20 protein-coding genes are annotated in these 23,729 nt (G+C 69.7%); 15 read left to right on the top strand and 5 right to left on the bottom strand.

Going from position 1 to position 23,729, the window contains the following annotated elements:
• Positions 1–195 precede the first annotated feature (195 nt).
• From BM085_RS44490 to BM085_RS18690, 3 genes are all read left to right on the top strand, one after another.
• The gene (locus BM085_RS44490; protein WP_177245160.1) at positions 196–687 is read left to right on the top strand and encodes a Rossmann-fold NAD(P)-binding domain-containing protein; all 492 of its coding nucleotides are present in this window, start codon (positions 196–198) and stop codon (positions 685–687) included.
• 124 nt (positions 688–811) lie between these two features.
• A complete protein-coding gene (locus BM085_RS18695) occupies positions 812–1,918 on the top strand; it encodes a hypothetical protein (RefSeq protein WP_218158752.1) in 1,107 nt (368 codons plus the stop codon).
• 151 nt (positions 1,919–2,069) lie between these two features.
• Positions 2,070–3,296: an ROK family transcriptional regulator gene (locus BM085_RS18690; RefSeq protein ID WP_093888232.1), complete on the top strand. Its 1,227-nt coding sequence runs from the start codon at positions 2,070–2,072 to the stop codon at positions 3,294–3,296.
• A gap of 61 nt (positions 3,297–3,357) precedes the next feature.
• Here BM085_RS18690 and BM085_RS18685 read toward each other — a convergent pair whose 3' ends face one another.
• On the bottom strand, positions 3,358–4,266 hold the full coding sequence (locus BM085_RS18685; RefSeq protein ID WP_093888231.1) for a helix-turn-helix domain-containing protein: 909 nt from the start codon (positions 4,264–4,266) through the stop codon (positions 3,358–3,360).
• Positions 4,267–4,693: 427 nt separating this feature from the next.
• Here BM085_RS18685 and BM085_RS18680 point away from each other — a divergent pair, with 427 nt between their 5' ends.
• Both BM085_RS18680 and BM085_RS18675 read left to right on the top strand, forming a co-directional pair.
• On the top strand, positions 4,694–5,371 hold the full coding sequence (locus tag BM085_RS18680) for a DUF433 domain-containing protein (protein WP_177245159.1): 678 nt from the start codon (positions 4,694–4,696) through the stop codon (positions 5,369–5,371).
• Between the two features lie 14 nt (positions 5,372–5,385).
• On the top strand, positions 5,386–5,814 hold the full coding sequence (locus BM085_RS18675; RefSeq protein ID WP_093888229.1) for a PIN-like domain-containing protein: 429 nt from the start codon (positions 5,386–5,388) through the stop codon (positions 5,812–5,814).
• Positions 5,815–5,942: 128 nt separating this feature from the next.
• Here the strand turns inward: BM085_RS18675 and BM085_RS18670 are convergent, their stop codons facing one another.
• Positions 5,943–6,155, bottom strand: a complete 213-nt coding sequence (locus BM085_RS18670; RefSeq protein ID WP_093888228.1) for a DUF397 domain-containing protein — start codon at positions 6,153–6,155, stop codon at positions 5,943–5,945.
• Complete coding sequence (locus BM085_RS18665; protein WP_093888227.1) at positions 6,146–6,967, bottom strand: helix-turn-helix domain-containing protein; 822 nt, start codon at positions 6,965–6,967, stop codon at positions 6,146–6,148. Before BM085_RS18665 ends, BM085_RS18670 begins: the two co-directional genes overlap by 10 nt.
• Positions 6,968–7,768: 801 nt before the next feature.
• On the opposite strand from BM085_RS18665, the gene BM085_RS18660 reads away from it, so the two are divergent.
• Entirely contained in the window at positions 7,769–8,191 is a 423-nt protein-coding gene (locus tag BM085_RS18660; RefSeq protein ID WP_093888226.1) for an ATP-binding protein, read from the top strand.
• Between the two features lie 201 nt (positions 8,192–8,392).
• On the top strand, positions 8,393–8,758 hold the full coding sequence (locus BM085_RS18655; RefSeq protein ID WP_245789407.1) for an ACT domain-containing protein: 366 nt from the start codon (positions 8,393–8,395) through the stop codon (positions 8,756–8,758).
• On the opposite strand, the gene BM085_RS18650 is transcribed toward BM085_RS18655, so the two are convergent.
• Positions 8,755–9,213, bottom strand: coding sequence for an RloB family protein (locus BM085_RS18650; protein WP_093888224.1), 459 nt, complete (start codon positions 9,211–9,213; stop codon positions 8,755–8,757). The genes BM085_RS18655 and BM085_RS18650 overlap by 4 nt on opposite strands.
• A 370-nt stretch (positions 9,214–9,583) precedes the next feature.
• Here BM085_RS18650 and BM085_RS18645 point away from each other — a divergent pair, with 370 nt between their 5' ends.
• From BM085_RS18645 to BM085_RS18635, 3 genes are all read left to right on the top strand, one after another.
• The gene (locus BM085_RS18645; RefSeq protein ID WP_093888223.1) at positions 9,584–10,075 is read left to right on the top strand and encodes a GNAT family N-acetyltransferase; all 492 of its coding nucleotides are present in this window, start codon (positions 9,584–9,586) and stop codon (positions 10,073–10,075) included.
• 195 nt (positions 10,076–10,270) lie between these two features.
• The gene (locus BM085_RS43140) at positions 10,271–10,942 is read left to right on the top strand and encodes a hypothetical protein (protein WP_177245157.1); all 672 of its coding nucleotides are present in this window, start codon (positions 10,271–10,273) and stop codon (positions 10,940–10,942) included.
• Positions 10,939–12,177 (top strand): copper amine oxidase, encoded by a 1,239-nt coding sequence (locus tag BM085_RS18635; protein ID WP_245789403.1) that lies wholly within the window; start codon positions 10,939–10,941, stop codon positions 12,175–12,177. The genes BM085_RS43140 and BM085_RS18635 overlap by 4 nt, the downstream gene beginning before the upstream one ends.
• 27 nt (positions 12,178–12,204) lie before the next feature.
• Here the strand turns inward: BM085_RS18635 and BM085_RS18630 are convergent, their stop codons facing one another.
• Positions 12,205–12,918: a DUF4328 domain-containing protein gene (locus BM085_RS18630; RefSeq protein WP_093888220.1), complete on the bottom strand. Its 714-nt coding sequence runs from the start codon at positions 12,916–12,918 to the stop codon at positions 12,205–12,207.
• 190 nt (positions 12,919–13,108) lie between these two features.
• On the opposite strand from BM085_RS18630, the gene glgB reads away from it, so the two are divergent.
• The 5 genes from glgB (at position 13,109) to sppA (ending at position 23,647) form a co-directional block, all read left to right on the top strand.
• Positions 13,109–15,490, top strand: coding sequence for a 1,4-alpha-glucan branching protein GlgB (glgB, locus tag BM085_RS18625; RefSeq protein WP_245789401.1), 2,382 nt, complete (start codon positions 13,109–13,111; stop codon positions 15,488–15,490).
• 360 nt (positions 15,491–15,850) lie between these two features.
• Positions 15,851–17,950 carry a S8 family peptidase gene (locus BM085_RS18620; protein WP_143120978.1) on the top strand — a complete coding sequence of 700 codons (2,100 nt, stop codon included), beginning with the start codon at positions 15,851–15,853 and terminating at the stop codon, positions 17,948–17,950.
• A 246-nt stretch (positions 17,951–18,196) separates the two neighbouring features.
• Positions 18,197–19,804 (top strand): glycosyl hydrolase family 18 protein, encoded by a 1,608-nt coding sequence (locus BM085_RS18615; RefSeq protein ID WP_245789399.1) that lies wholly within the window; start codon positions 18,197–18,199, stop codon positions 19,802–19,804.
• Positions 19,805–19,954: 150 nt separating this feature from the next.
• Positions 19,955–21,916 (top strand): S8 family peptidase, encoded by a 1,962-nt coding sequence (locus BM085_RS18610; RefSeq protein ID WP_143120977.1) that lies wholly within the window; start codon positions 19,955–19,957, stop codon positions 21,914–21,916.
• 30 nt (positions 21,917–21,946) lie between these two features.
• Complete coding sequence (sppA, locus tag BM085_RS18605; RefSeq protein ID WP_093888217.1) at positions 21,947–23,647, top strand: signal peptide peptidase SppA; 1,701 nt, start codon at positions 21,947–21,949, stop codon at positions 23,645–23,647.
• The last annotated feature ends 82 nt before the right edge of the window (positions 23,648–23,729 follow it).

The following is a 23,729-nucleotide window of genomic DNA, read 5'->3' as shown; positions in this document are numbered from 1 at the left end:
GCATCGACGTCACTTTCGAGCAGGGGCCCGCCCGCAGGTTCGACCTGGTGATCGGGGCCGACGGGCTGCACTCCAACGTCCGGCGCCCGCGCGGTCTTCCTGTTCCGCCCCGCCGCCGAGCTCGACTACCACCACCGGGACGTCGACCGGCAGAAGGAACTGCTGCGCCGGCAGTTCGCCGGGCTGGGCTGGGAGGTGCCCCGGCTGCTGGGCGAGGAGCTGGACCGCGCCTCGACGTTCTATTTCGACTCGATCACCCAGCTGCGCATGGACACCTGGTCCCGGGGACGGGTGAGCCTGGTCGGCGACGCCGGCTACTGCCCCGGCCCGGCGGTCGGCGGCAGCACCAGCCTGGCCGTCGTGGGCGCCTATGTCCTGGCCGGCGAGCTGGCCGAGGCCCACGGCGACCACACGCGGGCGTTCCCGGCCTACGAGCGGGAGATCGGCGACTACGTACGGCGCAGCCGCACCTTCGCCGTCGGCGCCGCCAAGCGGCTCATCCCCGACACCCGTCTGGGTCTATGGGGCCTGATCCAGGGAGTGCGGCTGATCAACCATGTCCCCACGCCGATCGCCCGCGCCCTGACCGGCCTCGGCGGCGGGGGCCCGCGACTGCACGACGAGATCACGGTGAAGGACTATCCGCAGGCGACCGCCGTGGAGAGCGCCGCGACGCCTGGCCTCTGATCTTCCGGACCGGTGACGGCCGGACGGGTAATCGCCCCTAAACGAGTGGACAGGCGGCGCTCCGGCCGGTGAGATGAGAGGCCGACGCCCCACCGGATCCGGTCCCCCGCCGAGGAGATGTTCGTTGTCCGCCGATGACCCGCGCCCCGACGAGATGTCCACCGAAGCGATCCTGCGCGCCGCGAGCAAGGCGCTGGGCGTCGAGCTCTCCGACCCCGCCGACCTGGGCGGCAGCTTGCGCAGCACCGTTCTGCGCTGCCGTACCGCCGAGGGCGGCAGCGTGATCGTCAAGGCGTACGGCGCCGAGCCGGAGGCGCTGCGCGGCTTCACCGCGGAGGCCGCCGGGCTCTCGCTGCGGCTGGCCGGTCCGGAACTGCTGGGCGTGGACGACTCGGTCCCGCTGCTGGTGATGACCGACCTCGGGAACGCGCCGACGCTGGCGGACGTGCTCCTCGGGCAGGACCCGGAGGCCGCCACGGAGGGCTTGCTGACCTGGGCTCGCGGGCTCGGGCGGCTGGCCGCCGAGTCGGTGCACCGGCGCGCCGACCTCGCGCGGCTGTGGACCACCTACGGCGGGGGCACGCCGACCTGGGAGGAGGATCCGTGGCTCGAACGGAACATGGCCGACCTGCTCGGGCTGCTCTCCGGAGCCGGGATCGAGGCGCCGCCGGGGCTGGCCGGGGAGCTGGCCCGGATCGGGGCGATAAGTGAGGACGACTACCCGGCCTTCACCCCGGGTGACACCTGCCCCGACAACAATCTGCTCACCCCGGACGGCCTGCGGCTGCTCGACTTCGAGTCCGCGTGCTACCAGTCGGTCTTCCTGACGGCCGCGTACTGCCGGATGCCCTTCGCCACCTGCTGGTGCGTCTTCGACCTGCCGGCCGGGCTCGCGGAGGAGATCGAGCGGGCCTACCGCGCGGAGGTCGCCGTGGCGTATCCGGCGCTGACCGACGACGCGGTGTGGCAGGCCGGCGTCCGCCGGGCGATCGCCGCCTGGACGGTGAACATGACGGTGTGGATACTGCCGCGCACGGTGGAGGACGGGCCCGCGCACCGGACCCGGCGGCCGGTGCCGACGAGGCGCCAACTGCTGCGGCACCGCTGGGAGATGGCGAGCACGCTGGAGGAGTTCCCGGCGTTCGCGGAGACCATGCGGCTGATGCTGCGGGAGGTGGCCGGAGCCTGGGACGCGCCCCCGCTGCCGGGCTACCCCGCCTTCGGCGGCTGACCGGCGAATCCGCCGCCTCTCCGTCACTTCTCCGTCGTTTCTCCGCGCGAGGACCCCGGTGATCGAGCCGGACTCGGCACCGCCGGGAACCCGGTCGTCGCCTGCCGGAGTATCGTCCGGTTCAGACACGCTCCACCCCGAAGTCTCCGCGATGCCGAGAACCCAGACGATTCCGGAGGTCAGGTTGGTCCAGGAGGAGATCCGCCGGCTCAATGTCGGCACCCTGCTCCGGCACGTGCACCTGGGCGGCTCGGTCTCCCGCGCGGCGCTGGCCGAGCGGATGAGGCTGAACCGCAGCACCATCATGGCCCTGACAGCCGAGCTCACCGCGGCGGGCCTGGTCCGCGAGGAGCTTCCCGCGGACACCGGCCGGGCCGGACGGCCGTCGCTGGTGGTCCGGCCCGAGTCCGACCGGGTGTACGTGCTCGCCTTCGATGTCGCCGTGGACCGGCTGGTCGCCGCCCGGGTCACGCTGGGCGGGATCACGCTGGACCGCAGGGAGGCGGTCCGGCCGCGCGCCGGGGCCGACCTCGACCGCGTGGTCGAGGTGCTCGCCCGGTTCGGTCGCCGGCTGCACCGGGCGGCGCCTCCCGCTTCCGTGTGCGTCGGCGTCGGCGCGTCGTACTGCGGAATGATCCGGCCCGGCGACGGCATGGTGCGCTTCGGGCCCGACATGGGCTGGGTGGACCAGGCGTTCGGCAGCGAACTCGGCCGCCGGCTGGGGCTCGGCCTGCCGGTGTCCGTGGGCAACGAGGCACACCTCGGCGCGCTGGCCGAACAGCAGCGCGGAGCGGGCGTCGGCTTCCAGAACCTGATCTACCTGCACGGGGACGTCGGCGTGGGCGGCGGCATCATCGTCGGCGGCAAGCTGCTGGATGGCGATGGCGGCTACGGGTGCGAGCTGGGGCACATGGTGGTGAACCCGTACAACGGACGCCCCTGCGGGTGCGGCTCACACGGCTGCCTGGAGGCGGAGGTCGGCGAGCGGGCCCTGCTCGACGCCGCCCGCCGGCCCGCCGAGCTGTCCGGCCGCGACGCCGTACGGGCCGTGGTGGACGACGCCGAACGCGGCGATCCCGTGGCCCAGGACGCGCTGCGCCACGTCGGCGACTGGCTCGGCATCGGGGTGGCGAACCTCATCAACCTCTTCAACCCCGGCATAGTGATCTTCGGTGGAATGCTGCGCGAGATGTATCCGGGCGCGGCGCCCCAGGTACGCGCCCGGATAGCCAGCAACGTGCTGCCCGTCGCCCGGGAGCGGGTACGGCTGCGCACCTCGGCGCTGGGGGACGACGCCACCCTGGTCGGCGCCGCCGAACTCGGCTTCTCCGAACTGCTGGCCAACCCGCTGGACGTACTCACCCGCACGGCACCCTAGCCACGGCGACGCGGACGGCCCGCTCTCCCGTCCGGTGGGGAGAGGTCCTCACCCGGTCGGCTCAGCGGTGCGCGCGGAGCGCCGCGATGAACCACTCGAACGCCGCGGCGCTGGGCGGGAACGGCGGCCGGCCGTTGACGGCCCCGATCAGCTGCCAGTACCGCTCCACCCGCCGGTCGGTGAACCTCTCCAGCTCGTCGGCCAGCCGGACGCGCTCCTCGGCGGGGGTGTCCGCGCCGATGATCCGGTGCAGAGCGGCCCCGCCCTCGGCGGATTCCGGGGCGATCCCCGCGGCCAGCGCGCCGCCGCCGTGCTCAAGGACCGACTCGTGGTCGTACTGCTGCGGCTGCTCACCGGGCTCCGCGCCCGCCACCGCCATCTGGCGCACCCGCCGCTGGAACGCCTCGTCGCCGACGAGCTCGGCGAGCTCCACCCAGGCGTCCACCTGCTCCGCGGTGGGATCGTCCGGCAGCTCCGCCGGCATCTGGCGCATCCGCTGCGCGATCTGGGCCCCCGGCGTGTCGGGGTCGAGGCCGGCGAAGGCCTGGTCGACGAAGTCGTCGATGACGCGCTGCCGCTCCTGCGCGGACAGTCTGGCCAATCTGTGCATGAGTCTCATCTCCTCGGTGGTGCTTCCTCGTCGGGCGATCGACCGCAGCACCGCGCGCCGCAGCCGGAGGAGGCGGATCTCCGCGTCCAGGGCATCGGCGTGCGCCCCGGCGATCTCGGCGACGGTGTCCTGCCGGTCCAGGACCCGCTGGACCGCCTCCAGGTCCAGGCCCAGCTCGCGGAGCGTCCGCACCAGGTCCAGGCGCGCCAGCGCCGCCAGGTCGTAGAGCCGGTAGCCACCGGCCGAGCGACGTGTCGGCGCGACGATCCCCATGTCGGACCAGAAGCGGACGGTACGCACCGACACTCCGGTACGGCTGGCGAGCTGTCCGATGGTGAACAGCTCCGTGTGGTCGTTCACAAGACCAGCTTCGACCTTCCAGCCGCTGGAGACTCAAGGGCATTTTCCCCGGAACCGAGCGATCACGCGATGACCGCGCCCGCGCACCTGGCCGACGAGATCACCGCCCACCGACTGGCCACCGGAACCCGCCTGCCGTCCAACCCCGGGTGAACGCCGACGGCCCGGCGCCCACCGAAGGCCGCCCGTACCTGCAAGAATCCTGGAGCGGGCCAGCTCATATGAGATCCGCATTTTTCGCCTATCTCCCACATATGATCCTTATGTCAAAATTTGATATCAACGGACAATGCCGCATCAATCGATAAACCCTGATCCGCTGGAATATTCACAGAACACCCTCGCGAAGCGTAAATTCATGATCTGATTCACCCGTTCTTCAGTTGTGGGAGTTGCCAAAAGGCATATCGATGGGATGATGCGAGACATGAACGGTGTCGTTGATCTCCTCGGACGACCGACATATACGATGCCCCAGGTCGATCGTCTACTCGGTCTGCGTTCGGGCACCGCGCGACGCTGGATCGACGGATACGTCCGTAGTGGCCGCACCTATGATCCGGTCGTCCGGCAGTGTCACACCGGTGAGGAAATGGCGACATGGGGCGAGTTCGTCGAGACCCGCCTCCTGGCGGAGTATCGCAACGCGGGCATCCCCATCATCAACATGCGACCAGCCATCGCGAAGTTACGGGCCGAGACCCGATCGCCATATCCCCTCGCTCAGTCAGCGAACTTCGTGACCCCGCACGGCAAAGAGCTCGTCCAGTGGGTTCAGGAGCAGGTCTGCCTGCAAGAGGAGCTTCTGCTCGTGGTGGTCCGCAGCGGCCAGCTCTTCATGGCCGATCCCGTCGAGATCTTCGTCAACGCCGTGGAGTTCGACAACGGAACCGCCGTGCGCATGCTCCCCGATCCGGAGCTTCCCGATGTCAAAATCGATCCGTTACGGGCATTCGGTGAGCCGGCGATCCGGTCCGTCCCTACCGAAGTGATCGCTGAGCAGATCAGGGCGGGCGATTCCGAAGAGATGATCTCTGAGCTGTACGAGCTGCCACTTGAACAGGTGCACGCCGCAGTCTTGTTCGAGAAGCGCCGCTGCGCCTGACCCTCTGGAAAGTCATGCCCCCCACAGACCCGCAGAGCCTGCGCTTTTTCGTCGACGAGACCTCTCTCGGCGTTGGCCGGGCGTTGGCCCTCCTCCGCCGGGACGTCATTCACACCCACCATCGGCTCATCCCCGAGGTGCCTCTCGGCACGTTGGACGACGACTGGATTCCCAAGGTGGCGGCCAGGGAACTGGTAGTGATCACACGGGACAAGCGCATCCGTACCAAGCATGCCAAGGCGATGCTCTACGCCCAGAACGGGTTGCGTGTGTTCTGGATCGCCGGCAAGAAAGACCTGTCCAACTGGGACACCATGTGCCTACTGACGCGTCGATGGGACGACATCGAGCGGGAGATCAAGGAGCGGGGACCCGGCCCCTGGTTCATGGCCGTCAACGAGACCAGACTGAGTGACATGCGGATCAGGATCCGCATGCAATAGCGCCTCGGCGTGACATCTCGCCTGACGGGTTGGACCAACCGACGGCACTGGATCGCAGACAGGACGATCACCCGCGTGATAGCAGAGCCCCTGGCCATGGCCAGGGGCTCTCTACACTCCCGAGGGAGCTAGAAGTCGAACTCGCCCTTCTTGGCGCCGTTGATGAAGGCGTCCCAGACGCTCGCGCTCACCACGAAGGGCGCCCGCTCGGGGGCCTCGGTGTCACGCAGGCCCACCCGGCCACCGGACAGCGGAGCCACCTCCAGGCAGTCTCCTTGGTTGGACCCGCTCTTGGTGGCCTTGCGCCAGGCCGCGGTCTTCAACTCGTCGTTCAGGTCCACAGCTTCTCCGCCTCTCTGATCAACGTGATGGACGCAGGTTGAGGTTGCGCCTCGGCTCGCAGGGTGTCGTATCTGCTGTGTATAGCTTCGACATCTTCCGGGCGATTTGTCACGTGGCCGTCAGTCGCAGAATCGATGTAAACCGTATCCGTGCTTCCTGGAAGCTGTGCGATCACGAAACCGCCGAGAATTCCGGTCGTCACTCCCAGCGCCAGAGGGACAACCTGGACGCCGATTCGCGGGGACTCTATCGCCTCCACGAGGCGTTCGACCTGACGACGCATAACCTCTCCACCGCCGATCGGACGATGCAGAACGCCTTCGTCCACTATCGCGCGGAGCAGTGGCGGCGCGGCGCGGGTGAAGATCTCCTGCCGCTCCATACGGGCGGCGACGGCCCTCTCCACCTGCTCCTCGGTTATGCCGGGCTCACCGCGAATGACCGCCCGTGCGTACTCCTCGGTCTGGAGGAGACCTGGCACGACAAGCGGTTGCCAGGTGTGCAGGGTGTGCGCTTTCTGCTCGACGTCCAGCCAGCCCCGGAACCATTGGGGGCTCGCGTCGCGGGTGATGTGTTCCCACAGGCGGACGAGCTCTCCGCCCGCCTCCAGGGCGTCGTCACAGCGCTGCGCGAAGTTGCGGCTGGGTGTGCGCTCGCCTCTCTCGATGAAGCTCAGCAGGCTTCTGCTGAACTGAGTTATTTCCGCCAGGCGCTCCTGGGACAGGTGAGCTCTTCTTCGGCGATTGCTCAGCTCGGTGCCGAAGAAGACCAGGGGCTTCACGTTCGGGTCAAACCCGAGAGGTGCGGACATTTCTACTCCGTCCGACGAGGGGATGCTCCTCCGACACACTTGCGACACAGTTTTGACACAAACTGTCGCAGTGATGTGCCAAGACTTCCAGTGCACAACTTAGCCGGTCGAGGGCAATCTGTGAAAGAGCTTTGAGGGTCCAGGTCGGCGCCGGAGGGCTCCTCTCATGCATATAGAGAAGAGCCTCCCACTCCTCTCGCCAAAATCGCCAATTATGTCCGGATAAAGAGGTGAAAAATGACCGCCGAGCTATCGGAAACGCGTGACCCCGGCCGGCACTTCGCGCATTCGCCGGATACAGACCTGTCACCGCTCGGCAAGTCCTCCCGGGACGAGCGGGGAGGCGCTGCACGCGACGGCCGGACACACCGGGCCGCGCCGTCCCTGACCCAGGGGCCCGATCCGGAGACACCGGAAACGAGAGCGGGGCCCGCCACGGCAGGGAACGCCGGGACGAGCCCCTTGACCGGACACTGGAGGTCCGATCCGATGCAGAACCCTAGCCGAACCCCCCGGCCGATCCGGGTCCGTTGGTCCGCTGACCAGCCACCGATGCCGCTCGGCTGCCGCTGGTGCGGACGGCCACCGGGCACGCGGATCCCGTCCGGGGGACACGAGCCTCACCGGAACGGCAGCGCGCCTCACCGGAACGGGCGCGAGCCGTACCGGGACGGCGGCGCCCCCTTCCGGAGCGGGCGCGAGCCGTACCGGAAGGGGGCGGCGTGAACCCGCGTGGCGCCGAGGCCCGACCGGACACCTCCTCCGCCCCCGCATCTCCCGACGTCACCCCCAGGAGCCCTGATGCCCGCAACGCCGGACGATCCGCGGACCGTCTGCTGGACCCTGCCGCACGAGCTGTCGATCGTCGGCAAAGCCCGTGGAATGGTGAACGAGACCCTCACCGCCTGGGCGCTCCATAGCCTCGCCGACGACGTGGTCCTGGTGGCCGGCGAACTGCTGGCCAACGCGATCACCCACGGCGAGCCCCTGGTCAGACTCTCCCTGTGGGCCGGGGCCGACGAGCTGTGCGTCCGGGTCACCGACCACGGGCCCGAACAGCCCCGCCATCTCGACCTCGGCGTCGAAGCCGTCCACGGCAGGGGCCTGACCATCGTCGAGGCTCTCGCCGACGACTCCGGCGTCATCCCGCTCCCCGACCGCCCTGGCAAGACCGTCTGGGCCCGCTGGGACATCCGAGCACGCAGTGCCCGGTCGGCTCTGTGAGCTCGGATGTCCGGATGCGCCGACGATGACCGCCCATGATTTTCGAGGCGTTCGGGCACCGGTGCCGGCGGGCCGGCCTGATGCTGTGACCGGAAACGTTCGCCGGATGCGACCGACCAGGTGGGCATGGCTCGCAGAGTCTCTGGTAGAAACTCCTCCGTGAACCCGCAAACGCCCCAACATCTGCGCATCGTGTCTCCGGTGTTCATTATCGAGCACCTATCTCATGCGGCATCGCCCGAGGACGACTGGATCGTGCTTGTCCGCGCGCCTGAAGGGTTGACCGTTGTCCGTACGGTCCGGCCTCTGGACTCAGGGGAACGGTGGATCGGCTTCTACGGTGGCGCCACAGCCCACGACCTGGACGTTCCCGGGATGCTGTCGGCGCTCGTCAAGCCGCTGGCAGAAGCCGCGATCCCGGTGTTCGTCGCCTCGACTTCCCATGCCGACCTGGTTCTGGTTCCCCAGCAGAGAAAACATCAGGCCGTGATCGTCCTGGAAGGCGCGGGGCACCAGGTGGAGAGTGGGGACGGCGAAGCCGATGAACCTTTCTGGTCACAGCCCTAGCGTGCTTCAGACCCGCTCTGCAGCCTTGCGACCAACTGCCGGACGCCGGTCGAGGGATTCTTCAACGGCTCCCCGCTGTCAGGACTGAGTTTCTGCGCCCTGCGGCACGCGGCGTCGATTCCGTCTGCGAAGTCGGCGAACCTGGTATTGCTCTCGCTCCAGGAGGGGACGATCTCTCTCAGTTTTCGCTTGGCGTCCTCGGCCGACTGGAACGGCCTCGCGCAGTCGACGTGGTGAAGGATCAACCAGAATTCGAAGCACGGCGTGGAGAGGCCGATTTCGACCGGGCCACGCCGCGCCTCGCGCAACATCGCGGCCGTGAGCGTCTCATCCAGCTCCGTGTCCAGGACGCACCAGACGGCGTCGTACTCATTCGACACCCGGCTGACTGCTTCGCGCACCACGGAAAGATGATCCCCTTTGCTGGACTCCGTGATCTCCTGCACCTGCCGCATCGACTACGGAGAATGCTCGCCGTACGAGTATTCGTCCAAACGCCGATGGAAAATCGTGCGCCTCCGCTTCTGCGGATAACCGCATATCCACTCTTCGGTCACCTGCGCATCGTCGACCGAAAAGCCGTATGTGTATCTGATCTCTCCGAGGAGAAGGTCGACAACGTACAAGATTCCACCCCGCCGGGGTGCCGCGGATCCCGCACCACAGCCATTACCGAACCGGCTCTCTCCCGGTCTTCACTACCCGCAGACCGCGCGAAGGCCGTACCGGCACGGAGCACGGCGAGCGAGGGCTCAGCTCGCCCCCGAGGCGCGAAGCAAGCGGGGCTTCAGCCGATGCCAAGACAGGCGCACCAGGTTGGTCCGCATGCCGTTCCTACCGAGAACCCATGAGATTCCCGCAGGCGTGGAGCACGAGAGGTTTCACATCCGGCCCATCGCCATTCATGACGCGGTGCGTGACTTCGACGCCGTGATGAGCAGTGCCTCCCGGCTGCGGGAGCGCTTCCCGTACAGCGGCGGATGGCCGCTCGACGACATGACGCTGGAGGACAACCTGATCGATCTGGCGTGGCACCAGAAGGAGGCCCTGCTCCGCAGGTCGTTCAACTACGCGGTGATGAGCCCCGACGGCTCCCGCATGCTCGGCTGCGTCTACGTCGAGCCTCCGGAGAAGCGGGGAGCCGACGCCGACGTGTCGTTCTGGGTGCGGACCGATGAGGAGGGCACGGGCCTGGAGGAGGAGCTGGAACGGGTGGTCCGCGCCTGGATGCGCGAGGCGTGGCCGTACGCCTCGGTGCGCTGGCCCGGCAGGGACATCTCCTGGGAGGAGTGGGACCTCCTGCCCGACGCGCCCTGACCTCCGTACGGCCTCGGGTCCCGGGCCCCGCCAGGGCCCGGCCCCGGGGCGGCGGCCACCCGCACGGGCAGGCCAGGAGAGCGCCTCCCCACCGGACCCCTCACTATTGCCGCATTACGACTTTTGAGCCACCCGACCTCTTCAGCTTGACTACACTCCGCGACCATAGGTCAACAATAGGTAAAGAGGGTGCTTGTGGGGCGGCAGCGGATCGTGATGGCGCTCGCGGGAGCGGGGGCGGTGGTCGTGGTCGGGGCGGCGCTCCTCCTGCCCGGCGGGCAGGGGTCGCAGGCGGCGGAGGCCGCGCCGAGGGAGCCGGTGCCGGGGGATCCGCTGACCGGTGCGGAGATCGCACGGGCGGGCGACATCGCCTCGGCGACCTCGCGGGCGCACATGGCCGCCGGACGGGTCAACCTGCTCTACGTCGAGCGCGACGACGGCAAGGACGCCGAGGAACGGCGGCGGGCCGAGGCCTACCTCTACGACTACGCCACCGACAGGCTGATCGTGCGGACCGTGGACCTCGGCCGGGGCACGGTCGTGAAGGAGAGCGTGACACGGGGCGTGCAGCCGCCGCCGTCCAAGGCGGAGGAGGTCAGGGCCGCCGAGCTGCTGCTGGCCGACCCGCAGTACGGCACGGGCGTGCGCGAGGCCTACACCAGGGCGGGCGGCGGGCAGTTGCGCTCCGCGTCGGACCTGGGGCTGCGGGGACTGATCTTCACTCCCGGCCAGGAGAACGGGCCGCGCCGGTGCGCGACCCACCGGTGCGTGCGGCTGTTCGTCCGGCTCCCCGGCGGCACCTGGCTGGACACCAGCCGGATCGTCGTCGACCTGTCCGCCAAGAAGATCCACACCCTGGAGTGGTGACCGTGTCCCTGCGCCTGATCCTCTCCTGCGCCATGCTCGCCGGTGTCCTCGGCCCGGCGCAGACCGCGTCCGCAGCCCAGGGTCCGCTCGCCATGCCCGCCGCGCGGATCCCTGCCGTGCCCGCCCAGGCGCCACAGGGCACGGCCGTCGCGCCGGCCGTACGGGCTCCGGCGGCCCCGTGCAGCGCGCCGTACCGGATCGACAGGACCCTGCCGAACGGCGCGCGCTGGCAGCTCTGCTGGGAGATGCGCACCATCGAGGGGCTGACCCTCAACAAGGTCGTCTACACCCCGAAGGGCAACCGCCCGGTCAGCGTGCTGCGCAGCACCGCGCTGGCCCAGATCCACGTGCCCTACGACAGCGGCACCCCCCGCTACCACGACATCGGGGCCCTGGGCCAGAGCGCCATCCCCCTGCTGGCCGCCGACTGCCCCGGTGGCGAGCGCCGCGAGCAGTCCGTCTGCGTGACGACCCGGCCGCGCGGCCACGCCTACCTGAAGTCCGGCTACGAGGAACCGAGCACCTCGGCTCAGGGGCACGACCTGGTGGTGTTCGCCGCCTTCCAGGTGGGCTGGTACACCTATCTGGTCGAATGGGCCTTCTCCGACGACGGGGCGATCACCCCCCGGGTGGGCGCGACCGGCTCGCTGGCCGGGTCCACCACCACCGCCGGGCACGGCTGGCCGATCGGCGTGGGCAGCAGGGACTTCGAGGAGAGCCACAGCCACAACGTCTTCTGGCGCCTCGACTTCGACATCCAGGGCAAGGCCGGCGACGTCGTCGAGCAGTACGACTTCTCCGGGACCCGTACGGCCAAGCGCAAGCTCAAGCGCACGACCTTCACCAAGGAGGCCAAGGCCCTCAACCGCCGGACGCGCTGGTGGCGCGTGGTCGACCGCGGGGTCCGCAACGCCGACGGGCACCCCGTCTCCTGGGAGCTCAACAACTCCGACAGCTCGCAGTATCGCGGCCCAGCCGGCGAGGCCTTCACCCGCGCCGACGTCTACGTCACCGACTACCGCTCCTGCGAGCGCCTGGCGACCGTCAACCCGGCGCCCAGGTGCGCCGGGTCCGTCGACCGCTACGTGAACGGGGAGAGGCTCACCGACCCCGTGCTCTGGGTCAACGTCGGCTACCACCACGTCCCTCGCGACGAGGACGCCGACCCCATGCCGACCCACTGGCAGGGCTTCCGCATCACCCCCCGCGACGTCACGGCCAAGAACCCCCACTGAGACGTCACCGGAGACCGCGTTGACACGTCACGGCGGAGAGATCCCGGCGGCCCAGGCGCGTCGGCCCTCCTGGGCTTCCGTGATCCGCAGGATCACCTTGCCCTCCAGGACCGCCGCGGCCAGGCTGGGGACCAGGGTGAAGACGTCGAGCCAGAACACGCCGTCCGAAGAGTTCCGGCCGACCGCCGCGAGGAGCAGCGCACCGACGAGCGGCAGCACCCAGGTCCCGAGGAGCCACAAGACCCACCAGGACCAGATCAGCTCCGAGTGCGCCTCCCTGCCGATGTGCTCGCCGCGCACGCCACCGGGCCGGGAGGACGCCCAGACGTCGTCCACGATCTGCTTGGGGATCCACCAGTTGACCACCGGCAGGATCCAGCCGAGCACGATGAGGATCCGGAACCAGCGGTGCGGGACCGGGGTCAGCGACTCGGCGTTCACGCGGGCCCGGAAGAGCCAGACCAGGAAGGCGATCGCCGCGACGGCGCGGATCAGGAAGAGCCAGACCACGGCGACGCTCGTCCCGAGGGTGCGGACGAGGAATGTCACGGCCGGGAGCAGGTCCTCGACGCTCCGCAGGGACGGCCCCTCCGACATCCTGTCCAGCACCGAGGTGAGGCCCGGCCCGGCGAGCACCCAGACGATCTCGGCGAGGGCGGCGGCTCCCAGCGCGGTCACCGCCACGACGGCGAACTCCCGCAGTGGCCGCAGGGGGCGGGGCGGTGGGGGGTGGAGACGCATCACTGTCCTCTGCGTGATCAGTCAGACCGACGGCCAGTATTCCTATAAGCGATATGGGCTGCCAATCAGGATTTTTCCTCCTTACGTCTTCGCACGTTTTCACGACACGCATGGTGATAGCGGACAAGGGCATGGGATGAAGCACCCGCATAGGGCAGGGTTAGGGGATACCGATCTACGGGAGTGATCCATGAACGCGCACTTGGACCTGGAGCGCCTGGCGGGTGGGGCACACCACGACCCGCACTCGATCCTCGGGGCGCACCCGGGGGCGGGGGGCGTGACCGTCAGGGTGCTGCGGCCGCTCGCCGAGAAGGTCCAGGTCGTCGTGGACGGCCGGCTCCACGACATGGAGCACGTCGCCCACGGGGTGTTCGCGGTGACGATCCCCGGCCTGGACAAGGTGCCCGACTACCGCTTCCGGGTCACCTACACCGGTGCCGAGCCGTACGAGATGGCCGACCCCTACCGGCACTGGCCCACGCTGGGCGAGGTGGACCTGCACCTGATCGGTGAGGGGCGTCACGAGCGGCTGTGGGAGGTGCTCGGCGCGCGGGTCATGCGGCACGAGGACGTGGAGGGCACCGCCTTCGCCGTGTGGGCGCCGAACGCGCGCGGGATCCGGGTGATCGGGGACTTCAACCACTGGGACGGCACCGCCTATCCCATGCGCTCGCTCGGCAGGTCCGGAGTCTGGGAGCTCTTCATCCCCGGCCTGGGCGAGGGCGACCGCTACAAGTTCGGGGTCCTCGGCGCGGACGGGGTCTGGCGGGCCAAGGCCGACCCGATGGCCCGGCGCACCGAGACCCCGCCCGCGACCGCGTCGGTGATCGACAGGTCGGAGTACGGCTGGCAGGACGACGAATGGATGCGCCGGCGCGCGAGCCGTAACGCGCTGGAAGCGCCGATGAGCACCTACGAGGTGCATCTCGGCTCCTGGCGGCCGGGGCTGTCCTACCGGCAGCTCGCCACCGAGCTGGTCGACTACGTGGTGGACATGGGGTTCACACACGTCGAGTTCATGCCGGTGGCCGAGCACCCGTTCGGCGGCTCCTGGGGCTACCAGGTGACGTCCTACTACGCGCCGACCGCCCGGTTCGGCACCCCGGACGAGTTCCGCCATCTGGTGGACCGCCTGCACGAGGCGGGGATCGGGGTGGTGGTCGACTGGGTGCCCGCGCACTTCCCGATGGACGACTGGGCGCTGGCCAGGTTCGACGGGACCCCGCTGTACGAGCACGCCGACCCGGCGCGGGGCGAGCACCCCGACTGGGGGACCTACGTCTTCGACTTCGGCCGCCGGGAGGTGCGCAACTTCCTGGTCGCCAACGCGGTCTACTGGCTGCGCGAGTTCCACATCGACGGGCTGCGGGTGGACGCGGTCGCCTCGATGCTCTACCTCGACTACTCGCGGCGCGAGGGCGAGTGGACGCCCAACGAGTACGGCGGGCGGGAGAACCTCGACGCGGTGGAGTTCCTCAAGGAGATGAACATGGTCTCCTACCGGGACCAGCCGGGGATCATCACCGTCGCCGAGGAGTCGACCGCCTGGCCCGGGGTCTCCCGGCCGGTGCACCTGGGCGGGCTCGGGTTCGGGTTCAAGTGGAACATGGGCTGGATGCACGACACCCTCGCCTACCTCAAGCACGAGCCGATCTTCCGGCAGTACCACCACCACCAGATGACGTTCTCCCTGATGTACGCCTACTCGGAGAACTTCGTGCTGCCGCTGTCGCACGACGAGGTGGTGCACGGCAAGGGGTCGCTGCTCGGCAAGATGCCCGGCGACGAGTGGCAGCGGTTCGCGAACCTGCGCGCGCTGTTCGCGTTCATGTGGGCCCACCCGGGCAAGCAACTGCTGTTCATGGGCGGGGAGTTCGGCCAGGGCTCGGAGTGGTCCGAGGAGCGCGGGCTCGACTGGTGGGTGCTCGACTTCGACGGGCACAAGGGGGTCCAGCGGCTGGTCCGCGACCTCAACCGGATCTACCGGGAGACTCCGGCCCTCTGGAGCCTCGACGCCTCCCCCGACGGCTTCCGCTGGATCGACGCCGACGACGCGATGGGCAACGTGTTCTCGTTCCTGCGCCGCGCCCCGGACGGCTCGGCCGTGGCCTGCGTGGTCAACTTCTCCGGCGCGCCGCACGAGGACTACCGCCTCGGCCTGCCCTACGCCGGCGCGTGGGAGGAGGCGCTCAACACCGACTCCTACAGCTACGCGGGCAGCGGCGTGGGCAACCTCGGCGCGGTGGAGGCGGTGGAGGAGCCCCGGCACGGCCTGCCGTACTCCGCCCGCCTGCGCGTCCCGCCGCTGGGCGCCGTCTGGTTCCGCCACCCCGGCGTGAGCGCCGAGGTGAAGCCCGTCGCGGAGGTCGTGAGCGTGGAGGCCGTGGCCGGGGACGCCCCGGCCGCGACGGTCACGGAGATCGCGGAGGAGGCCGCGGGCGAGAAGAACCTGGATGAGCCCGTGGCCGGTGGCGCCGTGGCAGGCGCCGCCACGGAGACCGGTGCCGGGAACGCCCTGGCGGGCACCGTCACGGAGATCGCGGAGGGAGCCGGAGGGCGGCCCGCCTGAGCTCCCAGCCGATCCGGGCCGGTCACGCGTGACGTGACCGGCCCGTTCCATGTCCAGCGCCGGAACATCGTCTCTCCTGTCTCACAAATCATCTAAAGTCCCACAAATTTCTTTAAGCTCCCCTTAAGCTGGTGGATCACTGTGCACATCAAGTCACGACTTATGTGCATTTGTCGGGTGGTTGATGGGTGGGGGGCGGGATGGTCGGCATGAGCTTCGTCGGGGAGAGCTCGCGGCCGTCGTTCGTCGTGCCCGGAGACCACGACGACCCAGACCTGACCGGCTGAAGCCGGTCAGGTCCGCCTAGCTCGCACCATGGCCGCGCCGGCGTCGGCGCGGCCTTTCTCCCCCGGAGGACCAGTGAGACTTCGACGTCTCATGGTGGGAACGGCCGTCCTGGCCGTGACCGCCGCCACATTCGCCATCGCGCCGGGCACCGCCTCGGCCGCCTCTGGAACGTTCTATGGAACGTTGCAAGCGCCGCCGGAGATCGACGAGCCCACCAGGGCCGAGACCGAGAAGGCCCTCAAGGCCTTCGAGGACAAGGTCCGCGTCATCATCGACACCAAGGCTGCCTCCCAGGTCGACGATGTCGCCAAGGACCTGAAGACCGACGGCGACAGGGTCGTCCTGGAAGAGGCCGCGGAGTCCTTCCTCGTGGCGATCGTCGACAAGGCGGACGTCGCCCAGCTCAAGAAGGAGCCGGAGGTCGAGTCGGTCAAGGTCGACACCCTCACCTTCCCCACGCTGCTGACGAGCACCAAGGTGATCGGCGCGGACAAGGTCCACGCCGCAGGCGTCACCGGCAGCGGCCTGACGGTCGCGGTCATCGACACCGGGATCGACCTCGACCACCCCTTCCTCAAGGACCGGATCGTCGCCGAGGCGTGCTTCTCCACCGCCGACATCCGCGACATCGCGTTCTCGCTCTGCCCCAACCACCGCGCCGAGCAGGTCGGGGCGGGCTCGGCGGACGCCGAGACGCTCAACTGCTACAGCCTGCTGAAGCGCGGCAACCTCTGCTCCCACGGCACCCACGTGGCCGGCATCGCGGCGGGCAAGCTCACCTCGGGCGCCCCGGCGGACGGGGTCGCGCCGGGCGCGAACATCATCGCGATCCAGGCGTTCAGCAAGATCTACGACCCCGCCTCCTGCGGCGGCTGGGACAACATTCCCTGCATCGGGGCCTACCAGTCCAACATCCGTCAGGCCGTCGCGCACGTCGAGACGCTGACCTCCGCACACAAGATCGCGGCAGCCAACCTGAGCCTGGGCGGTGGCAGCTCCGCCACGGACTGCGACCGCCTGCCGAACGGCCAGGAGACCTTCCCCGAGGCGGCCTCGCTCCGCGCCAAGGGCGTGGCGACCGTGGTCTCCTCGGGCAACGAGCACACCGCGGGCGCCGTCTCCTGGCCCGCCTGCGTCTCCAGCGTCGTCACCGTCGGCGCCACCGACGACAACGACGCGGTCGCGCCGTTCTCCAACCAGGGCAAGCAGCTCGAACTGTTCGCCCCGGGCGTGGGTGTCACCTCCTCGGTCCCCAGCGGCGACTGGTGGAAGCGGAAGAGCAACAACACCTACGCCTCCTACAGCGGCACGTCGATGGCCGCCCCCCACGTCGCGGGCGCCTTCGCCCTGCTCCGGGAGAAGAAGCCGACCGCCTCGGTGGACGAGCTGCTCACGCTGCTGCGGAACACCGGCAAGCCGATCACCTATGACAGCTTCGCGACCATCGGTGACGAGCGGATCGCGACCAAGGTCACCACGCCGCGGATCGACCTCTGGGCCGCGCTGAACCCGGCGCCCACCACCCCGACGCCGACCCCGACGACGACGCCGAGCGCCACTCCCAGCGGCACGCCCACGGTGACCCCGACCGCCACCCCGACGGTCACCCCGACGACGAAGCCGACCTCGACCCCGACCGCCACGCCGACGACGAAGCCGACGCAGACCGCCACCCCGACGCCGACCGCGACGCCCAAGCCGACGCCCACTCCGACGGCCACCGGCAAGAGCCCGAGCAACCTGAACCCGATCCCGGTGCCGGACCTGTGCGGGCGGGGCAAGGGGAAGACCGCTCTGACCGCCGCCCAGTGGGCCGCGGAGTTCCACAAGAAGCCCGGCAAGTTCACGGACAAGACCCTGATCTGCTACCTGAGCCTGTCCCAGAACGGCAGCAAGGTCTTCCCCGAGGCCACCGACTCCAACTCGCTCGCCAAGGCCTACAAGGTGCTCAAGGGCAAGTCCGCCAGGGCCGCCCTGGACCGTGAGCTGCTGGCCGCCTGGCTGAACTGGGCCCACGGCGTCTACAACGGCTCCTCCAAGGTCCACGGCACCACCACACTCAAGAGCGCGGTCGCCGTCGCCGAGAAGCACCGCCTCAACACCAGGGCGACCGCCGCCCAGATCTCCGGCGCCGCCAAGTACCTGAGCGCCTACGTCAACAAGGCGAAGTAAGTTTTCCGACCGAACTCCTGACCGATCCGGGCCGGCCACGCGTGACGTGACCGGCCCGTTTCATGTCCGGGGGCGTCCGGCGGGCGTCCGGGGGCGTCCGGGGGCCGCGTGGGACGAACCTTAAATCAGCCTTATATCGGTCGGTGAGGCATTGACCGCCCGGGAACGAGAATCTACGCTCAGGAAACTAATAGGAAACTTTCCTATGAATTCGGGGGCTTGGCACTCTCTGACCTGGAGCGACCCTTGCGACGAATCACCATCGGCTCCTTGATCGCAGCGGCGGCGCTGCTCGTCCCCGTGGGGATGAGCGCCGCCACAGCCGCCACTCCGGCCACCGCCACGTACTCGACCGCCTCCGACTGGGGTTCGGGCTTCGAGGGCAAGGTCACGGTGAAAGCGGGTACGAGCGCGCTGACGAGTTGGAAGGTCGAGTTCGACCTCCCCGCCGGCAACTCGATCGCCTCGGCGTGGGACGCCGACCTCACCAAGAGCGGCAACCACTACACCTTCGTCAACAAGGCGTGGAACGGCGCCCTGGCGGCCGGCGCGTCCGTGAGCTTCGGTTTCAACGGCGCGCCCGGCGGACTGTCCGGCGTGCTCAACTGCAAGCTGAACGGCGCCGCCTGCGACGGCACCGGCACCCCCGACCCGACCCCCACCCCGACGGTCACCCCCACCGTCGACCCGACCCCCACGCCGACCCCGACGGTCACCCCCACCGTCGGCCCCGACCCCTCGGGCAAGAAGGTCGTCGGCTACTTCACCCAGTGGGGCGTCTACGGCCGCAACTACCATGTGAAGAACCTGGTCACGAGTGGTTCGGCGGCGAAGCTGACGCACATCCTGTACGCCTTCGGCAACACCACCGGCGGCAGGTGCTCGATCGGCGACTCCTACGCCGACTACGACAAGGCCTACACCGCCGACCAGAGCGTCGACGGCGTGGCCGACACCTGGGACCAGCCGCTGCGCGGCAACTTCAACCAGCTCCGCAAGCTGAAGAAGGCCTACCCGCACCTCAAGGTGCTGTTCTCCTTCGGCGGCTGGACCTGGTCCGGCGGCTTCACCCAGGCCGCGGCCAACCCGGCCGCGTTCGCCGACTCCTGCTACAACCTGGTCGAGGACCCGCGCTGGGCCGATGTCTTCGACGGCATCGACATCGACTGGGAGTACCCCAACGCCTGCGGCCTGACCTGTGACACCAGCGGCCCGAACGCGTTCAAGAACGTCATCTCCGCGGTGCGCGCCAAGTTCGGCGCCAACAACCTGGTCACGGCGGCCATCACCGCCGACGCCTCCGCCGGCGGCAAGATCGACGCCGCCGACTACGCCGGCGCGATCTCGCAGCTCAACTGGCTCATGCCGATGACCTACGACTTCTTCGGCGCATGGGACGCGAAGGGCCCGACGGCTCCCCACTCCCCCCTCACCTCCTACACCCCGATTCCCAAGCCCGACTTCTACTCCGACGCCGCCATTCAGAAGCTGAAGAGCAAGGGTGTCCCGGCCAACAAGCTCCTGCTCGGCATCGGCTTCTACGGCCGCGGCTGGACCGGCGTGACCCAGGCGGCTCCCGGCGGAACCGCGACCGGCCCCGCCCCCGGCACCTACGAGCAGGGCAACGAGGACTACAAGGTCCTCAAGACCAAGTGCCCGGCCACCGGCACCGTCGGCGGCACCGCCTACGGCTTCTGCAACGGCCAGTGGTGGGGCTACGACACCCCGGCCACCATCACGGGCAAGATGACCTACGCCAAGAACCAGGGTCTGGGCGGCGCGTTCTTCTGGGAGACCAGCGGCGACACCGCCAACGGCGAACTCATCAGCGCGATCTCCAACGGACTCAAGTAGCATTTCGAACACTCGGCCCTCCGTGCGCGTCACGCCGCGGGGGGTCGAGTCGTTTTCTGAAAAGATCCTTCGAATCAGGATCAAGGTATTCACTCGGAACAAAAGGCTGTTTAGACTCCGAATCGCCCGTTTGATCTCCCCGGAGGACGTGTGCGACTTCGAGCCCTCGTGGCCATGGCGATCGTGCTCACCGTCGCCCCTTGCGTCCCCGCCCTCGCCGAGGAGCCACCACCACCCCCTCCGGCGACCGCAACGGAGACACCGGCTCCCACCGGGGAGACACCGGCTCCGGCGGAACAGCCGCCGGCGCCCAAGCTGGAACCCGGGCTGGCCGCCGACGGCGACGGGGCCCGGGTCATCGTCGAGGTGACCGCACCGGCGGAGGCCGTACCGGTCGCGGGCGAGGCCCGGAGCCTGCCCGGCGCCGAGGTCGTCCTCCAGCCGCCGGACACCTCGTTCATCGTGGTCGAGGGCACGAGCGAGTCGCTGGCCGCGCTGGCCCAGGACCCCCGGGTGGTGTCGGTCCGCCGGGACCGCGCCTACTCCCCCGTCTCGCTGGCTTCGGGCCTGAAGCTGATCGGGGCGGACCAGGCCCAGGCCGAGGGGGCCACCGGCGAGGGCAAGATGATCGCGGTCATCGACACCGGGATCGACCGGGACCATCCCGCGCTGGCGGGCAAGGTGGTGGAAGAGGCCTGCTTCTCCGCGACGGACGGCGGCGCGAAGTCCCTGTGCCCCGGCGGGGCCGGCACGCAGACCGGTCAGGGTGCCGCCGACGCGAAGACCCCCATGTGCGTGGAGGGCACCGTCAATCTGTGCGACCACGGCACCCACGTGGCGGGCATCGCCCACGCCGTCGCCCCCGGCGCGGACATCGCGGCGATCCAGGTCTTCAGCCGCATCGACGACTGCGAAGGCGGAGAGGCCTGCCTGAGCGCCTACGAGTCCACGATCCTGCTCGCCCTCGACCACGTCGCCAAGCTGAAGGACTCCCACCCCGGCCTCGTCGCGGTGAACCTCAGCCTCGGTGGCGGCCTCTACGAGGGGGCGTGCGACGGCGAACCCGAGATCGGGGCGATGAAGCAGAAGATCGAGACCCTGCGCGCCAAGGGCGTGGTGACCGTCGCCGCCGCGGGGAACGAGGGGATGTCCGGTGCCGGCGCTCCGGGATGCATCTCCGGCGCGGTGACCGTGGGCGCGACCGGTGACGACGACCGCGTCCCCGAGTGGTCCAACTACGGCTCCGTGCTCGACCTCTTCGCCCCCGGTGTCGAGATCGACTCCGCGGTGCCGAACGGCGGCACCGCGGTCTACAGCGGGACCTCGATGTCGACCCCGCACGTCACGGGCGCGCTGGCGGCGCTGGCCGGGAAGTCGGCGGACGCCACCCCGGACGCGCTGGTCGGCAAGCTCACCGCGGCGGGCCGCCCCATCGTCTACGACGAAGTGACCACGCCCCGCCTCGACCTGTACGGCGCGCTCACCGGCCGCGCGCCCTCGCCCCCCGCCACCCAGGACCCCGCCCCCGGGGACGGCTCCACACCGGACGACCCCGGCGACGACCCCGATCCCAACCCGAGCTCCGGCCCGTCCCCGGCCCCCGAGCCGGTGGACCCGCCCGCGCCCAGCCCGGTCCCGCTGCCCACGGTGACCGTCACGGTGACCGTGACCGCCACGCCCGCCACCGCGCCGACGGTGTGCAGCCGGGGCAAGGCCACCAAGACCCTGACCGCCGCCGGGTGGGCCACGGAGATGACCCGGGGCAAGGGAGAGCTGCCGGACGAGACGCTCGGCTGTTACCTGCGCCTGGTCGCGAAGGCCAGCGGCGTCTTCCCCGAACTCACCCGCGCCTCCACGCCGGGTACGGCCTACCGGGTGCTCAAGCCCGCCGGGAAGACGAAGCTCACCCAGAAGATCAAGATGGAGAGCGAGTTGCTGGCCGCCTGGCTGAACTGGGCGCACGGCGGGGTCAACTTCACCGCGAAGATCAGCAAGTCGACCACGGTCAGGGACACCCTCATCGCCGCGGAGAGGCAGCGGCTGAAGGGCGCGACCCTCGCCGAATACACCTCAATACTGAAAAAGCATGTGAACGCTCGCCGTATCGCATAAGCCCGAGATGGGTCGCTTAGGGTGATAGCCATGGAAGCGACCAAGGTGATCATCGATACAGTCGACCGGTTCCGGCAGCGGCGTACCGCTCCGCTGGTCCTTGAACTCGACCTCACCGAGGGACTCTCCGACGGGCCGCCGTCGGATCCGCTGAGCGCGCTGCTGTCCATGCGCAAGACGAGCCTGACCGACGTGCTGTCCGGGCTGAAGCGCGCCAGGAAGGACTCCCGGGTCAAGGCGCTGATCGTCAAGATCGGCACCCAGCCGCTGGGGCTGGCGATGGTGCAGGATCTGCGCCAGGCCGTGACCGAGTTCCGGGCGGCGGGCAAGCTGACCGTCGCGTTCGCCGAGACCTTCGGCGAGTTCGGCGCCGGCACGGTGCCCTACTACCTCGGCAGCGCCTTCGAGCGGGTCTACCTGCAGCCGTCGGGCGACGTCGGGCTGACCGGCGTCGCGATGGAGCAGCGCTTCCTGCGGGGGGCGCTCGGCAAGCTCGGCGTCGAGTACCAGATGGGCCAGCGGCACGAGTACAAGACCGCGGCCAACACCTTCACCCAGGACCACATGACCGACCCCCACCGCGAGTCGACGGGCCGGATCACCGAGTCGGTCACCGAGCAGATCGTCGCGGGCGTCGCCGAGGGGCGCGGGCTGGAGCCCGCCAAGGTCCGCGCGCTCATCGACGAGGGCCCGTTCATCGGCGCCGAGGCGGTCGAGGCCGGCCTCGTGGACCGGATGGCCTACCGCGACGAGGTCTACGACGAGGTCAAGCAGGCCGTCGGCGACGACGCGCTCCTGCTGTACGTGGGCCGTTACGCCAAGGGCCCGATCGCGAAGAAGCTCCCGCGCCCCGGCGAGGAGACCGTCGCGCTGGTTCACGGCAACGGCGCGATCCGGCTCGGCCGCAGCGGGCGGAGCCCGCTGGGCGGCGGCAGCGCGATGGGCTCCGACACCGTCTGCGCCGCCCTGCGCGCGGCCCGCCGCGACGAGCACGTGAAGGCCGTCGTCTTCCGGGTGGACAGCCCCGGCGGCTCCTACGTGGCCTCCGACGCCATCTGGCGCGAGGTCGTGCTCACCCGCAAGGCGGGCAAGCCGATCGTGGTCTCGATGGGCGACCTGGCCGCCTCCGGCGGCTACATGGTCTCGATGGCCGCGGACGCGATCGTGGCCCAGCCTGGCACGCTCACCGGTTCCATCGGCGTGTTCGGCGGAAAGGCGGTCATCAGCGGGCTGCTGGAGAAGATCGGCGTCTCCTCCGAGACGGTCGGCGAGGGCGCCAACGCGGGGATGTTCTCCTCCACCAACGCCTTCTCCGAGGCGCAGTGGGCGCGGATCAACGCCTGGCTCGACCGGGTCTACGAGGACTTCGTGAACAAGGTGGCCGAGGGCCGCGGCCTGTCCCGGGAGCGCGCCCACGAGCTGGCCAAGGGCCGGGTCTGGACCGGTGCCGACGCCCACGCCCACGGGCTCGTCGACGAGCTCGGCGGACTCCAGGACGCCCTCGCCCTGGCCCGCGGGAAGGCCGGCCTGTCCGCCGACGCCCCGGTGCGCGCCTACCCCAGGCTGAGCCCGCTGGAGCGCCTGCGCCCGGCGGACTCCAGCGAGGACAGGACCGCCGCCATGGCACGTGTCCGGCTGGAGGCCTGGGGCCCGCTCGCCCACCTGGCCGGCGAGCTGGGCCTGCCGTCCTACGGCCCGCTCATGCTCCCCGGCGGGTGGACGATCCGCTAGGAGACCTCGGCGACGACAGCCGGGGGTCCTCCCCGGCCGTCCCGCGCGGGAGCACGATCACCGGGCCGGCGGGACCCCGTAC

Origin of the sequence: Streptosporangium canum, from assembly GCF_900113865.1 — a bacterium.
GTDB classification, from domain to species: Bacteria; Actinomycetota; Actinomycetes; order Streptosporangiales; family Streptosporangiaceae; genus Streptosporangium; species Streptosporangium canum.
This window is presented reverse-complemented; position numbering and strand designations above follow the sequence as displayed.

Bases quoted from the DNA above. Each gene is read 5' to 3' on its own strand.
- BM085_RS18690 (WP_093888232.1), top strand. From the start codon at position 2,070: ATGCCGAGAACCCAGACGATTCCGGAGGTCAGGTTGGTCCAGGAGGAG.
- BM085_RS18680 (WP_177245159.1), top strand. From the start codon at position 4,694: ATGAACGGTGTCGTTGATCTCCTCGGACGACCGACATATACGATGCCC.
- BM085_RS18675 (WP_093888229.1), top strand. From the start codon at position 5,386: ATGCCCCCCACAGACCCGCAGAGCCTGCGCTTTTTCGTCGACGAGACC.
- BM085_RS18665 (WP_093888227.1), bottom strand. From the start codon at position 6,967: ATGTCCGCACCTCTCGGGTTTGACCCGAACGTGAAGCCCCTGGTCTTC.
- BM085_RS18660 (WP_093888226.1), top strand. From the start codon at position 7,769: ATGCCCGCAACGCCGGACGATCCGCGGACCGTCTGCTGGACCCTGCCG.
- BM085_RS18650 (WP_093888224.1), bottom strand. From the start codon at position 9,213: ATGCGGCAGGTGCAGGAGATCACGGAGTCCAGCAAAGGGGATCATCTT.
- BM085_RS18645 (WP_093888223.1), top strand. From the start codon at position 9,584: ATGCCGTTCCTACCGAGAACCCATGAGATTCCCGCAGGCGTGGAGCAC.
- BM085_RS18630 (WP_093888220.1), bottom strand. From the start codon at position 12,918: ATGCGTCTCCACCCCCCACCGCCCCGCCCCCTGCGGCCACTGCGGGAG.
- glgB (WP_245789401.1), top strand. From the start codon at position 13,109: ATGAACGCGCACTTGGACCTGGAGCGCCTGGCGGGTGGGGCACACCAC.
- sppA (WP_093888217.1), top strand. From the start codon at position 21,947: ATGGAAGCGACCAAGGTGATCATCGATACAGTCGACCGGTTCCGGCAG.